This window comes from Sphingomonas immobilis, assembly GCF_030580995.1.
In the GTDB taxonomy this organism is placed as follows: domain Bacteria; phylum Pseudomonadota; class Alphaproteobacteria; order Sphingomonadales; family Sphingomonadaceae; genus Sphingomonas; species Sphingomonas immobilis.
Genome location: NZ_JAUQSZ010000001.1, coordinates 588,228 through 602,035, shown reverse-complemented (window position 1 = coordinate 602,035; position 13,808 = coordinate 588,228). Strand labels below are relative to the sequence as shown.

Below are 13,808 nucleotides of genomic sequence, written 5' to 3'. Positions count from 1 at the left end.
AGACCCCCGGAACGAAGGGCGAACTTACCGCGTCACGTCGCGTTCGACAACGGAGACTGCGACGAACCGCTCGTCGTGCCGGCGCAGGCCGGGACCGCTGGGGAATTGGCAAGCCGTTCGCCCCGAACACAGCGGCCCCGGCCTGCGCCGGGGCGACGGCTAGGCGGCCCGCCGCGCCTTCGCCAGCTTCTTGAGGATCATGTCGCGCTTCAACCGCGAGACGTGATCGATGAAGACGATGCCGTTGAGGTGATCCATCTCGTGCTGGATGCACGTCGCCATCAGCCCGTCGAACTCCTGCTCGTGGCTCCCGCCGTCGAGGTCGAGCCACGTCGCGCGGCACCGCACCGGCCGGTCCACGTCGGCATAATGTTCCGGCACCGACAGACATCCTTCGGAATAGGTCGCGAGCTCGTCGCTCTGCCAGGTGATTTCGGGGTTGATGAAAACCTGCGGCTGGCGGCCGGGGCGCGGCTCGCCGCCTTCTTCCTCGGGCGGCAGATCCTCCTGCAGGTCGATCACGACGATCGCCTGCTCGATCCCAACCTGGATCGAGGCGAGCCCGATACCGCGCGCGTCGTACATCGTGTCGAACATATCGGACACGATTTTCCGCACCCCGTCGTCGATCGCGGCGACCGGCTTCGCCTTCGCGCGCAAACGGGGATCGGGGACTTCGAGAATTTCCATGATGGCCATGTCAGCGAGCTAGGAAGCGCGCGGTTTCCCGTCAAGCGGCACGATCCCAAACCCCGCTCGCCCTGAGCGAAGTCGAAGGGCACGCGCCTGTGCTTCGACTTCGCTCAGCACGAACGGAAGTTGGATCACGCCACCGGCCGCCGCGCGCGCAATGCCTGCGCCAGCGTGCCCTCGTCGAGATAGTCGAGCTCGCCCCCCACCGGCAGGCCGTGCGCGAGCTGCGTGACGCGCACCGGAAAGCGCTCGATCCGCTCGGCGATATAGTGCGCGGTGGTCTGCCCCTCCAACGTCGCGTTCATCGCCAGCACGACCTCGTCGATACCGCCCGCCTCGATCCGCCGGATCAGCGAATCGATGCCGAGATCCTCCGGCCGCACGCCCTCCAGCGCCGACAGCCGCCCGCCGAGCACATGGAAGCGCCCCGGAAACAGCCGCGACCGGTCGAGCGCCCACAGGTCCGCCACTTCCTCCACCACGCACAGCGCACGCTGGTCGCGGCGCGGATCGGCGCAGATGCCGCACGGATCGGTCGTGTCGACATTGCCGCAGATCGAACAATCGGTCAGCCGCGCCTCGACCGCCGAGAGCGCCGCGAGCAACGGCCCGAGCGCACCCTCGCGCTTCTTGAGCAGATACAGCACCGCGCGCCGTGCCGAACGGGGGCCCAGCCCCGGCAGGCGGGACAGCGCCTGCGTCAGCGCATCGATTTCGGGAGAGGCCATGCGGAACAGATAGGGGGTTTCTGTGCGTCAGTCACCCTATGGCCTCACCTGCGGTGTTATGCCGCCAGCGCCGCCATCTGCCCACGCACCATGTCGAGGTTGCGCCGCGCCAGATGGCTTCCGCGCCCGGCGACGCTGCCCTCCAGATCGGGCCGCTCGCCGATCTCCAGACACCGCTCCCACGCGCCGGTCGCGAGCGGCAGCCACGTCTCGATCGCCTGCGCGGGATCGGAAATCGCACGGTCGAGCAGCAGATTGCCGACGACGAAGAACAGATCGGGCGAATCCGGCCAGCGCGGGATGGCGTCGTCCGCCAGCGCGAGTGCCGCGTCGAGCCGCCCCGCGCGCCCCAGACATTGCAGGCGGCGCGTGGTCAGCTCGTGCAGCCAGCCGGAGCCCGCCGGAGCATCGGCGGCGCGCGCGTACCAGTCGCAGGCTTCCGCGACGTCTTGCCGCCCCTCCGCCTCGCGGCCGAGCTGGAAAGCGAGATAGGGATCGTCCGGCCGCTCGGCGAGATCGAGCATCAGCAGCGTGCGGTTGCGGGTTCGCTTGCGCCCCATCTGCGCATCCTCATAGCCGTCATGGCCGAACACGACGTCGATCCGCCGACGCTCCAGCGGTGACACCACCTGCTCGTGGATCCGCCCCTGATAACGCGCGCCGCGCGGCAGCAGCCGCGTGATCCAGCTCCGTCCCGATCCCGCCTCGCCGCCGGCCGTGAAGCTGCTGTCGATGCAGATCGTCCCCAGCCGCTGCGGCCCCGCGACGAAGCGCCGCAATGCCTCGCCGCCCGATTGCAGCCATTCGTCGGCATCGATCACCAGATGCCAGTCGGCATCGGCGCACGCCAGCGCATGGTTGCGCGCGGCCGAGAAATCTTCGCACCACTGGAAGGTATGCACCTCCGCCCCGGCACGCGCGGCGATCTCCGCCGTGCCGTCGGTGGAGCCGGTATCGACCACCACCACCCGGTCGACCCACGGCCGCACGCTCGCGATGCAGCGCGCGATCGACCGCGCCTCGTCGCGGACGATCAGGGTAGCGGCCAATTGGGAAGATGAGGGCATGAAGGCTCCGGCGATATCGCCCCGTCATGCCGCATCATGGCTAACACCGCGTTAAGCACGACGCCCGGACGGTTGTCTTTGCGGCCCGCTTTCCGCAAAGCGTCCGCCATGCGGCCACAGCGAAGCGTCCACAAAATCGTCTTCATGGGAACCCCGGATTTCTCGGTGCCGGTGCTGCGCGCGCTGGTCGCGGCCGGCCACGACGTCGTGGCGTCATACAGCCAGCCGCCGCGCCGCGCAGGGAGGGGCAAGGCGCTGACCCCCGCGCCGGTCGCCAGGGCGGCGGATGAGCTCGGCATCCCGGTCCGCACGCCCGTCAGCCTGCGCGACGCCGAGGCGCAGGCCGAGTTCGCGGCGCTCGGCGCGGATATCGCCGTGGTCGTCGCCTATGGCCTGATCCTGCCGCGCGCGATCCTCGATGCGCCGCGCGACGGCTGCCTCAACATCCACGCCTCGCTGCTGCCGCGCTGGCGCGGGGCGGCGCCGATCCAGCGCGCGATCCTTGCGGGCGATGCAGAGACCGGCGTGTGCATCATGCAGATGGAGGCCGGGCTCGACACCGGCCCGGTGCGCCTCGAAGAACGCATGCCGATCGCCGACAAGACTGCAGGCGCGCTCACCGACGAACTGAGCGTAATGGGCGCGCGCCTGATCGTACAAGTACTCGCCGATCTCGACGCCTACCCGTCGAAGCCGCAGCCCAAGGACGGCGTCACCTACGCCGCCAAGATCGACAAGGCCGAGGCGCGCATCGACTGGTCGCAGGACGCAGCCCAGGTCGAGCGCCAGATCCGCGCCTTCAACCCCGTCCCCGGCGCGTTCTTCGAGATCGCGGGCGAGCGCGTGAAGGTGCTGGCCGCGAACATCGCCGAGACCCCCCGCCATCCCAGCGAAAGCTGGGATCTCTCGGCAGAACGCGCCCCCGCCATCGCCGGGGAGCAACGTCGGGAAAGCGGCACCGTCCTCGACGACCAGCTCACCATCGCCTGTCGGGAGGGCGCGATCCGCCCGACCTTGCTCCAGCGCGCCGGTCGCGGCGTCATGACGGCGGAGGAGCTGCTGCGCGGCTTCCCGATCGCACCCGGAACGCGGCTGTGACCGGCCATCGTCGCCCCGGCGCAGGCCGGGGCCGCCGCGTCATGTGGCAAGCCAGACGCCCCAAACCCGGCGGCCCCGGCCTCCGCCGGGGCGACGCGCAATGACCCGTTTCGCGCTGACGGTGGAATATGACGGCCGTCCCTTCATGGGCTGGCAGCGGCAGGCGCATGGGCCGAGCGTACAGGCCGCGATCGAGGCCGCCGCGCACGCCATCACCGGCGAGGCGGTCGCGGTCCACGCCGCCGGCCGCACCGATGCGGGCGTCCACGCGACCGGCATGCGCGCGCACCTCGACATCGAGCGCACGATCACGCCCTTCCGGCTGATGGAGGCGCTCAACGCCAAGCTGCGGCCCGCGCCCGTCGCGATCCTCGCCTGCGAGAGCGTCGCGGACGACTGGCATGCGCGCTTCTCCTGCCTCGCACGCCACTATGCCTACCGCATCGTCACCCGCCGCGCGCCGCTCACCTTCGAGACCGGCCTCGCCTGGCGCGTACCCACCCCGCTCGACGTGGACGCGATGGCGGAGGGCGCGGCGCGGCTCGTCGGCCGGCACGATTTCACCACCTTCCGTTCGGCGCATTGCCAGGCCGACAGCCCCTTGCGCACGCTCGACCGGCTCGAGGTGACGGCGCAGGGCGACCGCATCGTCGTCGGCGCATCGGCGCGCTCGTTCCTGCATCATCAGGTGCGCTCGATGGTCGGCTGCCTGTCGCTGGTCGGCCAGGGCAAATGGACGCCCGATGACGTGACGGCAGCACTCGAAGCCCGCGACCGCGCCGCGCTCGGCTTCAACGCTCCGCCCGACGGCCTCTACTTCCTGCGCGCGGATTATCCCTGACCAACGAAAACGCGCGCGACAGCGCGCTACGCTTTCTCTCTGCGGCCTCTGCGCCCCCTGCGCGAACCCAACCCTCTTCGCGCCTCCGCGCCTCCGCGTGACCCGATCTTCTACCGGCTCAACCGCGCCGCCAGCTCGACATGCGTAGACCAGCGGAATTGCCCGACCGGCTGCACCCAGTCGATCCGGTATCCACCCTGACACAAGATCTCGCAATCCCGCGCAAAACTGCTGGGATTGCAGGAAACATAGACGATCGCCGGCACCGAAGAAGCCGCCAGTTGCACCGCCTGCTCCCGCGCCCCGGCGCGCGGCGGATCGAGCACCACCGCCCCGAACCGATCGCATTCCGCTGCCATCAGCGGCCGCCGGAACAGGTCGCGGTGGTCGGCGAATACTGCTCGCCCCGCCATCGCAGCCCCCGCCTTCAACGCCAGGATCGCATCACGCGCCGCCTCGCCAGCGTAGACCTTGCCCGCCAGCGACAGCGCAAAGGTGCCGAGCCCCGCGAACAGATCCGCCACCACCCGCGCGTCGCCCACGCCCTCGCGCACCGCCGCGACCAGCGCCGCCTCGCCTTCGCGCGTCGCCTGCAGGAAAGCGGCAGGCGGCAGCGCGACCGGCACGCCGCCAAGCGTAATGGTGACAGGCTCCGGCTCCCAGCGCGTCTCCGGCCCCAGCCCGGAATCTATCGCCAGCCGCGCGACACCGTTCGCCTGCGCGAAGGCGGTGATCGCCTCGGCCGCAGCCAGCCCCTCCGCCTCGATCCCCTCGATCAGCAGGTCGATACCCTGATCCACCTCGGTCAGATGCAGCCGCGCGCGTCGCCCCTTCTTCATCCACCGCGCAAGGAACTTCCGCAAAGGCACGACAATCGCGAACAATTCCGACGTCAGGATGTGACATTCGATGAGATCGACGATGGCATGGCTCGCATTCTCGCTGAAGCCGATCCGCACCCGCCCGTCCTTCAGCTCGGCCTGCAGCGCGGCCCGCCTGCGGCTGCGCGGCGGCGAGAGCAAGGGTGGCCGGATCACCGCCTCCAGCTTCTGCGCGGCGAGCGCCCCCGCGATCCGGTCGGTCACGAACTGCGCATAGCTCTCGTCGTCGAGATGCTGGAGCTGGCACCCCCCGCACGCCGGGAAATGGCGGCACGGCGGCGTCTGGTGGTGCGGCCCCGGTATCACCTCACCCGCCGCGCCCAGCGTGTCCCCCGGCGCGGCGAAGGCGGCATGGCGGCCGTCCGCCGTCACCCCCTCCCCACGCGCCGCGACGCGGACGATCGTATCGCTCACAGCGAAGCCCTGACGGCCGACAGTTCGCGCGCCAGATCGTCGGCGATAAACGCCCCGCCCAGCCGCCGCGCGGCCTCGGCATGGAGCCAGACGGCGTCGCCGACCCAATATCGCGGCCCGCGACCCAAGGCATAGCCAGCCATCGCCGCCACCGCGCCCGCCAGCACGTCGCCCGTGCCCGCCGTCGACAGCCACGCGGAGCCGCCCGGCGCGACCGTCACATGCCCGCCAGGCTCGGCGATCACCGTATCCGGCCCTTTGAACACGATCGTCGCACCGCTTTTCGCCGCCGCCGCGCGCGCCGCCTCGATCTTGCTGCCCTCGGGCTTGCCGAACATCGCCGCAAATTCGCCCGCGTGCGGCGTCACGATCACCGGCTGGCCCCGATCGTGGAAGGTGCGCCCGTCAAGCAGGTGCAGCGCGTCGCCATCGATCACCAGCGCATGATCGCTCGCCAGCGCCGCATAGAGCTTCGCGCGCGCCGCCTCATCGCGCCCGAGCCCGGGCCCGACCAGCACGCAGCCGATCCGCTTCTCTTCCAGCGCCTCCGCCGACCATCCCCGCCGCACCAGCGCATGCGGCGCACCGGGCGGCGACTTCCCGCCGAGCAGCAGGACATAGCCCGCTCCGGCCCGCATCGTCGCCTCAGCGGCCAGCGCGGCGGCACCCGGCATCGCGCCGCTGATGATCGCCACCATGCCGCGCGTGTATTTGGTGTCGTCCACACCCGGCGTCTCGAAGCATCTCGGGCCAAGCACCATGTCGCCGCCGCGAGAAATATCGATGCCGAGATCGATGATACGCACCGTTCCGCAATGCCATGCCGAGTGCGCCAGCACATGCGCAGGCTTCACCGCGCCGAGCGCGAGCGTGATGTCATAGGCTCGCAACGGCGGGTTGAGCAGCGCGCCGTCATCGGTGCCAAGGCCACTCGGCAAATCGACCGCGATCGATAAGCGTGCCGCCCCCACGAGTTTCCCAAGGCGAAGGCCGATCGCCGCTTCGACTTCGCGCGATACGCCCGTCCCGAAGATGGCATCCACTAGTATCGGCGCGGGAGACACTTCCGAAAACGCCTCCACCGCCCCGCCCCAACCCTTCCGCGCCGCAATCGCAGCCTCGGTCTTCGGCTCTCCCGTCGCCGCCACGCGCACGGCCACGCCCGCCGCCTTCAGCACCCGCGCCGCCACATATCCGTCGCCGCCATTGTTGCCCGGCCCGCACAGGATCAGCACCGGCGATCCCGCCGCCAGCCGCCGCACCGCGTCCGCCACGCCCGCCCCGGCGCGCTCCATAAGGCTCTCGACCGTCGCGCCGCCGGCGATCGCCGCATCCTCCGCCGCGCGCATCTGCGCGGCGGTGAGGATCGGCTGGCCTTCGATGCGGATCATGGCTTGGCCGTCTGGCCCTTCACCGTCGCCGGCAGGCGGTATCGGTCGCCGCCCAGCGCGACCTCGATCTGGCCGTCGCCGATCACCGTGACGACCGCTTTCTCCGCCCCGTCCGCCGCCACCACGCCGCGCCCGTCCTTGGTGACGAGCAGGCGGTGGAACGCGCCGTCGGCGTGGCGCACGGTCAGCACCAGGCCCTGGTCGGTCTCTGCGCGGTCGACGGTGCAGGTGCGCGCGAAATCGCCCGATCCGGCCTTGGCGCAGACGATCCGCCCGTCCTCGTCGGCGGTCGCGCGCGCCTCGGCCTCGGCATTGGCCAGCGTCACGTTATCGGCCCTGGGCTGGCCACATGCCGCCAGCAGAAAGGCCAGCGCAACCGCGCTAGATATCCGCGTAGACATGCGTCTCCGCCTTCCCGCCGGGGTGCGTCACCGCGCCCTGATAGGCCGGGCCGACATTCTGCGCGTAGCGGTAGAGCGCGCCCGACTGGTAATCGTTGGTGCGCGGCCGCCACGCCGCCTTGCGCGCGGCCAGCACGTCCTCGGCAATGTCGAGATCGATCGTCCCGGCCTCGGCATCGATGCGGATCGTGTCGCCGTCCTCGACCAAGGCGATCGGCCCGCCGTCGGCTGCTTCCGGCCCGACATGGCCGATGCAGAAGCCGCGCGTCGCGCCCGAGAAGCGCCCGTCGGTGATCAGCGCGACCTTCTCGCCCATGCCCAGCCCATAGAGCGCGGCGGTGGTCGACAGCATCTCGCGCATGCCGGGGCCACCCTTCGGCCCTTCGTAGCGGATGATGACGACTTCGCCCTCGTTGATCGAACGCGCCTCGACGGCCGCGAAGCAATCCTCCTCGCAATCGAAGCAGCGCGCCGGGCCTTCGAACTGCAGGCGGTGCATCCCCGCGACCTTCACAATCGCGCCGTTCGGGGCGAGGCTGCCGCGCAGGCCCACCACGCCGCCGGTCGGGCTGATCGGCGCCTTCACGTCGTAGATCACCTTCTGGTCGGGGTTCCACGTCACCTGGTCGATGTTCTCGCCGAGCGTCTTGCCGGTGACGGTCAGGCAATTCCCGTCGAGGAAACCGCCCGCCAGCATCGTTTTCATCAGCATGTAGACGCCGCCCGCCTCGTACATATCCTTGGCGACGTACTTCCCACCGGGCTTGAGGTCAGCGATGTAAGGCGTTGACTTGAAAGCCTCCGCCACGTCGAACAGGTCGAAATCGATCCCCGCCTCATGCGCCATCGCCGGCAGATGCAGCGCGCCGTTGGTCGATCCCCCCGTCGCCGCCACGACCCGCGCCGCGTTGATGAAAGCCTCCCGCGTGCAGATGTCGCGCGGGCGGATGTTGTGCTCGATCAGCTCCATCACCTGATAGCCCGCCGCAACCGCGATCTGTTCGCGCGACGAATACGGTGCGGGCACCATGTTGCTGTTCGGCAAGGACAAACCGATCGCCTCGCCCACGCACGCCATCGTGTTCGCGGTGAACTGCCCGCCGCACGCGCCGTGGCCGGGGCATGCCACGCGCTCCATCGCATGCACTTCCTCGATCGGGCAGGTGCCCGCCGCGAAGCGCCCGACCACCTCGAACACGTCGACGACCGTGATGTCCTTGTCGTGGAAGCGCCCCGGCAGGATCGACCCGCCATAGACGAAGATCGACGGGATATTGAGCCGCAGCATCGCCATCATCATGCCCGGCAGCGACTTGTCGCACCCCGCGAAGCCGACCAGCGCGTCATAGCAATGCCCGCGCACGCTGAGCTCGACCGAGTCGGCGATCACCTCGCGGCTGACGAGCGAGGATTTCATCCCCTGATGCCCCATCGCGATGCCGTCGGTCACGGTGATCGTATTGAAGCGGCGCGGCATCCCGCCGTTCTGCTTCACGCCCTCGCGCGCGGCATCGGCCTGCGCGTCGAGCGTGGTGTTGCACGGCGCGCTGTCGTTGCCGGCCGAGGCGAGCGCGACGAACGGCCGCGCAATCTCCTCCTCGGTAAGGCCCATGGCGTAATAATAGCTGCGGTGCGGTGCGCGCTCCGGGCCGACCGACACGTGGCGGCTGGGGAGCTTCGATTTGTCGAAACGGTTGGTCATAATGCGCGCCCTATGTCGCGGGAGGGGGCTCCGGCGCAAGTCCGTTGCGTAACGCGGTGAGGATCGGCGCAATGATCGCCGCCCATTTCGCGACTCCGGCGGACGTGTCGATCAAATCGTTGCGCACCTCGATCGACAGGCTGGCGATCCCCCGCCCCTCGCCATGCCGGTCGAGCGTCGCGTTGAGCGTGCGGCCCGAATAGGGCTCGTTGTCGCCAACGATCACGCCCGCGTCGGCGAACAGCGCCAGCGCAGGCTCCGCCGCGCGGCGGTCCGTGTTGGAGAGGATGCCGATCTCCCACGGCCGCGGCGGCCCGCCCTGCTCCAGCGCGGGCGTGAAGCTGTGGATCGCGGCGATCAGCACCGGTTGCCCGGCTTCGATCGCCGCCTCGATCGCGGCATGATAGGGCGCGTGGAAGCGCGTCAGCCGGTCGGGAATGTCCGCCGCCACGTTGCCGGGAATCGCATGCCCGTCGCTCGCCAGCGGCACCAGCCCGGCCTGTTCCGGCGCGCGGTTGAGATCGATCACCAGCCGCGAGACAGTGCCGATCACCGCCGGCGCATCGAGCATCCCGGCCAGCGCCTCGGTCAGCGCCCCCGCCCCGATATCGAGCGCGATGTGCAGATCGAGCAGCCGCGCATCCACGCCGAGGTCGACCCCCTCTGGCACCGTGTTCGACGCATGGTCGCACAGCAGCAGGATGCCGCTCACACTATCACCCCCACCGTTCGTCCTGAGCGAAGTCGAAGGACGGGCCACAAGCGCTGCACCCCGGAACACGTGCTTCGACTTCGCTCAGCACGAACGGTTTCCAGGAAGTGCTGGACACGGAAAAGGGCGGCGAACCTCGGCCCGCCGCCCTTCCTGAAAGATGGCGCACGGAGGGACCGGGGACCACCTGCGGGCGAGCGGCTGAAAGCGGCGGACCCGTTCGCAGGTCGAACAGCACGTCCCGTGCCAACGGCGGAAATCCGTGCTTTCGCCACGGCGTTAACCGAAGTGCGTATCGTCATGGCACGGAAAACCGTCACGCGAGTCGCGTTTCGAGACACCACCAGTCCGGCGCGGCGGCGCGGATGGCGGCAACGGCGGCGGTGCGCGCCGCCTCCTCCTCGTACAAGGCGAAGCACGTCGCGCCCGATCCCGACATGCGCGCGATCAGCGGCCCGGTCGCCTGCAACCGCGCGACCACCGCACCGATCACCGGCGCGATCGACCGTGCGGGCGGCTCCAGATCGTTGCGCCCGGCGAGCGCACGCGCCAGCGTCGCCCCTTCCGCGATCGGCCCGCGATCGACCCCGTCCCACGCCCTGAACACCGGCCCCGTAGACACCGCCACCAGCGGATTGACGAGCAGCGCAGGCAGCGGCGGCAGATCGTCGAGCGGAACGAGTTGCTCCCCCCGCCCCGTCCCCAGCGCCGCGCGCCCGAGCAGGCACGCCGGCACGTCCGATCCCAGCGCATCGGCGACCGCGAACAGGCGCGGATCGTCCAAACCGACGCCATGCAGCCGCGCCAGCGCGCGCAGCGCCGCCGCCGCATCTGCCGATCCGCCGCCGATCCCCGAGGCGACCGGCAGGCGCTTGTCGAGCACCCACGCGCCCTCCGCCGCAACGCCGAACGCATCCGCGAACCCCCGCGCCGCGCGCAGGACGAGGTTGTCACCCTCCCCCGCCAGCGAGTCCGCGAACGGCCCGGTCACGGCGAAGCTCGCGGGGCCCGGCGCGAACGTCAGCACATCCCCGTCCGCGACGAACGCGAACAGCGTCTCCAGCTCATGATAGCCATCCGCCCGCCGCGCGCGGACGTGCAGCGCGAGGTTGATCTTCGCGGGGGCGGGTTCGGTGATCACCGTGCCGTACTTACCTTCTTCGTCACCCCGGACTTGTTCCGGGGTCCAACGCGCCGCGAAGGCTGACGTCGGCGGTTCCTGTAACGCCGCGGCGAAGCCGCAAGCCCGCCCCCGCGAAGGCGGGGGTCGGTCGGCGCCTGGAGCGCCGCTGGCCGGAGGCGCTGCGAGAGCCTCGTGGTAGCTGCGCTACGCCTCGGGCAGCGCGTCACATATTCGGATAGTTCGGCCCGCCGCCACCCTCCGGCACCACCCAGTTGATGTTCTGCGTCGGATCCTTGATGTCGCACGTCTTGCAGTGGACGCAATTCTGCGCGTTGATCACGAACTTCGGCATGCCCGTGTCCTCGCCGGTGATCTCGTAGACACCCGCGGGGCAATACCGCTGCGCCGGCTCGTCGAACATCGGCAGGTCGTACTCGACCGGAATGTTCGGATCCTTCAGCGTGAGGTGGACCGGCTGATCCTCCTCGTGATTGGTGTTCGACAGGAACACCGAGGAAAGCCGGTCGAAGCTCAGCACGCCGTCGGGCTTGGGATAGTCGATCGGCTTGACCTGGTCCTTGCGCCACAATGTCGTGTGGTTGGCATGGTGCTTCATCGTGAAGGGCATCTTCACGCCCCAGCTCTCCAGCCACATCGTCGCATTGCTCAGCCCCGCGCCGACCAGCTCGCCGAACTTCTCGACCAGCGGCACGACGTTGCGAACGACCGACAGCTCCTGCTTGACCCAGCTCGTCTCGAACGCCTCGGGATACGCCGTCAGCTCGTCATGCTCGCGGCCCGCCGTCACCGCCGCGAAGGCGGCCTCGGCGGCCATCATGCCGCTCTTCATCGCGGTATGCGTGCCCTTGATGCGCGGCACGTTGAGGAAGCCCGCGCTGTCGCCGATCAGCACGCCGCCCGGAAAGGTCAGCTTCGGGATCGACTGCAACCCGCCGTCGCTGATCGCGCGCGCGCCGTAGGAGATGCGCTTGCCGCCCTTCAGGATCGCCGCGATCTCGGGATGCGTCTTCCAGCGCTGCATCTCCTGGAACGGCGAGAGGTACGGATTGGTGTACGACAGCCACGTCACGAAGCCGAGCGCGACCTGCCCGCCCGCCTGATGATAGAGGAACCCGCCGCCGTTCGATCCGTGCGTCTGGTTGAGCGGCCAGCCCTGCGTGTGGATCACCCGGCCGGGCACATGCTGCCCGGCAGGAATGTCCCACAATTCCTTGATGCCGATGCCGTAGACCTGCGGCTGGCTGTCCTTCGCAAGATCGAAGGTGCGGATGATCTCCTTCGACAGATGCCCGCGCACGCCCTCGCTGAAGAAGGTGTATTTCGCGTGCAGCTCGAGCCCCGGCGTATAGTCCGGCTTGTGCGTGCCGTCGCGCGCCACGCCCATGTCGCCGGTCGCGACGCCCTTCACGGAGCCATCCTCGTTGAACAGGATCTCCGCCGCCGCGAAGCCCGGAAAGATCTCGACGCCCAGTTCCTCGGCCTGCGAGGCCAGCCAGCGGCACAGATTGCCGAGGCTGCCCGTGTACGTGCCCTTGTTGTGCATGAAGCCCGGCGTGATGAAGTGCGGGACGGCGATCTTGCCCTTCTTCGACAGCATCCAGTGCTGGTTGTCCGTCACCGGCACCTCGGCCAGCGGGCAGCCCTGCTCCTTCCACTCGGGCAGCAGTTCGTCGAGCGACCTGGGATCGATCACCGCGCCCGACAGGATATGCGCGCCCACTTCGGAGCCCTTTTCCAGCACGCACACCGACAGCTCGGCACCGGCCTCGTTCGCCAGTTGCTTCAGCCGGATCGCCGCGCTGAGGCCCGAGGGGCCCGCACCGACGATCACGACGTCATAAGGCATCGACTCCCGTTCGCTCATCTCAATCTCCATAAGGGGCGGGAAGGTCACACGCCGTCGCACCCCAGCAACGTCTTGTCCTTGCCCGCGTGCCAGCGAATTGACCGCGCCGTCAACATGCTAGTCTAAGGCGGGCATGGGGGCCGACCAGAATTTTGCGTGGGAAGCGACGGTCGCAAGCGCGCTCGAATGGTGGCGTGACGCCGGAATCGACACCCTCGCCGACGAAACCCCGCGCGACTGGTTCGCCGCGCCCGCCCCGCCGCCGCAGGCGAAACGGCCCGCCACGCAGTCGCCCGCCGCCGCGCCCGAGCCCGTCGCCGCGCCCCTGCCCGCCACGCTCGATGCGTTTCTTGCGTGGCGCGCCGGCCCCGATGCGCCGGAAGCGGGCTGGAACGGCCCGCGCTTCGCGCCGCAGGGCGATCCCGCATCAGATCTGATGATCCTCGTCGACATGCCCGACCGCGAGGACGAGCGCCTGCTCGACGGCGCCACCGGCCGCCTGTTCGATCGCATGCTCGCCGCGATCGGCCACAGCCGCGAGAGCGTCTACATCGCCCCGGTCTGCACCGCCCGCCCGCTCGCCGGCCGGATCGCGCCCGAAAGCGAGGATCGCCTCGCCGGGATCGCACGCCACCACGTCGCGCTCGCCGCGCCGAAGCGCGTGCTGCTGATGGGCAATGCGCCGAGCCGTGCGCTGCTGGCGGCGGACGTTGTGCGGGCGCGCGGATCTTTACGCCTCGTTAACCTTGATTTGGGCAATACGACTGTCGCCGTCGAGGCGGTGGCGAGCTTCCACCCCCGCCTCCTGTTGGAGCGGCCGGCTCAGAAGGCCGAGGCGTGGAAGGACTTGCAGATGGTCGTTGGGGGTTCGGGCTCGTGAAATATGTGAT

13 protein-coding genes are annotated in these 13,808 nt (G+C 69.6%); 3 read left to right on the top strand and 10 right to left on the bottom strand.

Translation table 11 applies throughout. From position 1 onward, the window contains the following. Positions 1 to 159: 159 nt before the first annotated feature. The 3 genes from def to Q5H94_RS02990 form a co-directional block, all read right to left on the bottom strand. On the bottom strand, positions 160 to 699 hold the full coding sequence (gene def, locus Q5H94_RS03000; RefSeq protein ID WP_304559730.1) for a peptide deformylase: 540 nt from the start codon (positions 697 to 699) through the stop codon (positions 160 to 162). Positions 700 to 824: 125 nt separating this feature from the next. Next, entirely contained in the window at positions 825 to 1,421 is a 597-nt protein-coding gene (gene recR, locus Q5H94_RS02995) for a recombination mediator RecR (protein WP_304559729.1), read from the bottom strand. Positions 1,422 to 1,477: 56 nt separating this feature from the next. Continuing rightward, entirely contained in the window at positions 1,478 to 2,488 is a 1,011-nt protein-coding gene (locus Q5H94_RS02990) for a glycosyltransferase family 2 protein (protein WP_304559728.1), read from the bottom strand. Between the two features lie 144 nt (positions 2,489 to 2,632). On the opposite strand from Q5H94_RS02990, the gene fmt reads away from it, so the two are divergent. Then, positions 2,633 to 3,586, top strand: coding sequence for a methionyl-tRNA formyltransferase (gene fmt / locus Q5H94_RS02985; protein ID WP_304559727.1), 954 nt, complete (start codon positions 2,633 to 2,635; stop codon positions 3,584 to 3,586). Between the two features lie 100 nt (positions 3,587 to 3,686). Further along, a complete protein-coding gene (gene truA, locus Q5H94_RS02980; RefSeq protein ID WP_304559726.1) occupies positions 3,687 to 4,427 on the top strand; it encodes a tRNA pseudouridine(38-40) synthase TruA in 741 nt (246 codons plus the stop codon). Positions 4,428 to 4,537: 110 nt separating this feature from the next. Here the strand turns inward: truA and Q5H94_RS02975 are convergent, their stop codons facing one another. The 7 genes from Q5H94_RS02975 to Q5H94_RS02945 all read right to left on the bottom strand — a co-directional run bounded on the left by Q5H94_RS02975 (position 4,538) and on the right by Q5H94_RS02945 (position 12,936). Then, positions 4,538 to 5,722, bottom strand: a complete 1,185-nt coding sequence (locus Q5H94_RS02975; RefSeq protein ID WP_304559725.1) for a class I SAM-dependent RNA methyltransferase — start codon at positions 5,720 to 5,722, stop codon at positions 4,538 to 4,540. Further along, positions 5,719 to 7,113 carry an NAD(P)H-hydrate epimerase gene (locus Q5H94_RS02970; RefSeq protein WP_304559724.1) on the bottom strand — a complete coding sequence of 465 codons (1,395 nt, stop codon included), beginning with the start codon at positions 7,111 to 7,113 and terminating at the stop codon, positions 5,719 to 5,721. Before Q5H94_RS02970 ends, Q5H94_RS02975 begins: the two co-directional genes overlap by 4 nt. Further along, positions 7,110 to 7,514 carry a hypothetical protein gene (locus Q5H94_RS02965; RefSeq protein ID WP_304559723.1) on the bottom strand — a complete coding sequence of 135 codons (405 nt, stop codon included), beginning with the start codon at positions 7,512 to 7,514 and terminating at the stop codon, positions 7,110 to 7,112. The genes Q5H94_RS02970 and Q5H94_RS02965 overlap by 4 nt, the downstream gene beginning before the upstream one ends. Next, positions 7,495 to 9,216, bottom strand: a complete 1,722-nt coding sequence (gene ilvD, locus Q5H94_RS02960) for a dihydroxy-acid dehydratase (RefSeq protein ID WP_304559722.1) — start codon at positions 9,214 to 9,216, stop codon at positions 7,495 to 7,497. The genes Q5H94_RS02965 and ilvD overlap by 20 nt, the downstream gene beginning before the upstream one ends. A gap of 10 nt (positions 9,217 to 9,226) precedes the next feature. Continuing rightward, positions 9,227 to 9,919 (bottom strand): N-formylglutamate amidohydrolase, encoded by a 693-nt coding sequence (locus Q5H94_RS02955; RefSeq protein WP_304559751.1) that lies wholly within the window; start codon positions 9,917 to 9,919, stop codon positions 9,227 to 9,229. A gap of 325 nt (positions 9,920 to 10,244) precedes the next feature. Next, on the bottom strand, positions 10,245 to 11,069 hold the full coding sequence (locus Q5H94_RS02950; protein WP_304559721.1) for a 4-(cytidine 5'-diphospho)-2-C-methyl-D-erythritol kinase: 825 nt from the start codon (positions 11,067 to 11,069) through the stop codon (positions 10,245 to 10,247). 205 nt (positions 11,070 to 11,274) lie between these two features. Continuing rightward, positions 11,275 to 12,936: an electron transfer flavoprotein-ubiquinone oxidoreductase gene (locus Q5H94_RS02945; protein WP_304559720.1), complete on the bottom strand. Its 1,662-nt coding sequence runs from the start codon at positions 12,934 to 12,936 to the stop codon at positions 11,275 to 11,277. Positions 12,937 to 13,051: 115 nt separating this feature from the next. Between Q5H94_RS02945 and Q5H94_RS02940 the strand changes: the two genes are divergently transcribed. Beyond that, complete coding sequence (locus Q5H94_RS02940) at positions 13,052 to 13,798, top strand: uracil-DNA glycosylase family protein (RefSeq protein ID WP_304559719.1); 747 nt, start codon at positions 13,052 to 13,054, stop codon at positions 13,796 to 13,798. Positions 13,799 to 13,808: the final 10 nt, after the last annotated feature.

Excerpts from the sequence above, each read along its gene's own strand:
- fmt (WP_304559727.1), top strand. The coding sequence starts at position 2,633 with ATGGGAACCCCGGATTTCTCGGTGCCGGTGCTGCGCGCGCTGGTCGCG.
- Q5H94_RS02990 (WP_304559728.1), bottom strand. The coding sequence starts at position 2,488 with ATGCCCTCATCTTCCCAATTGGCCGCTACCCTGATCGTCCGCGACGAG.
- def (WP_304559730.1), bottom strand. The coding sequence starts at position 699 with ATGGCCATCATGGAAATTCTCGAAGTCCCCGATCCCCGTTTGCGCGCG.
- Q5H94_RS02970 (WP_304559724.1), bottom strand. The coding sequence starts at position 7,113 with ATGATCCGCATCGAAGGCCAGCCGATCCTCACCGCCGCGCAGATGCGC.
- Q5H94_RS02940 (WP_304559719.1), top strand. The coding sequence starts at position 13,052 with ATGGGGGCCGACCAGAATTTTGCGTGGGAAGCGACGGTCGCAAGCGCG.
- Q5H94_RS02965 (WP_304559723.1), bottom strand. The coding sequence starts at position 7,514 with ATGTCTACGCGGATATCTAGCGCGGTTGCGCTGGCCTTTCTGCTGGCG.
- recR (WP_304559729.1), bottom strand. The coding sequence starts at position 1,421 with ATGGCCTCTCCCGAAATCGATGCGCTGACGCAGGCGCTGTCCCGCCTG.
- ilvD (WP_304559722.1), bottom strand. The coding sequence starts at position 9,216 with ATGACCAACCGTTTCGACAAATCGAAGCTCCCCAGCCGCCACGTGTCG.
- truA (WP_304559726.1), top strand. The coding sequence starts at position 3,687 with ATGACCCGTTTCGCGCTGACGGTGGAATATGACGGCCGTCCCTTCATG.
- Q5H94_RS02945 (WP_304559720.1), bottom strand. The coding sequence starts at position 12,936 with ATGAGCGAACGGGAGTCGATGCCTTATGACGTCGTGATCGTCGGTGCG.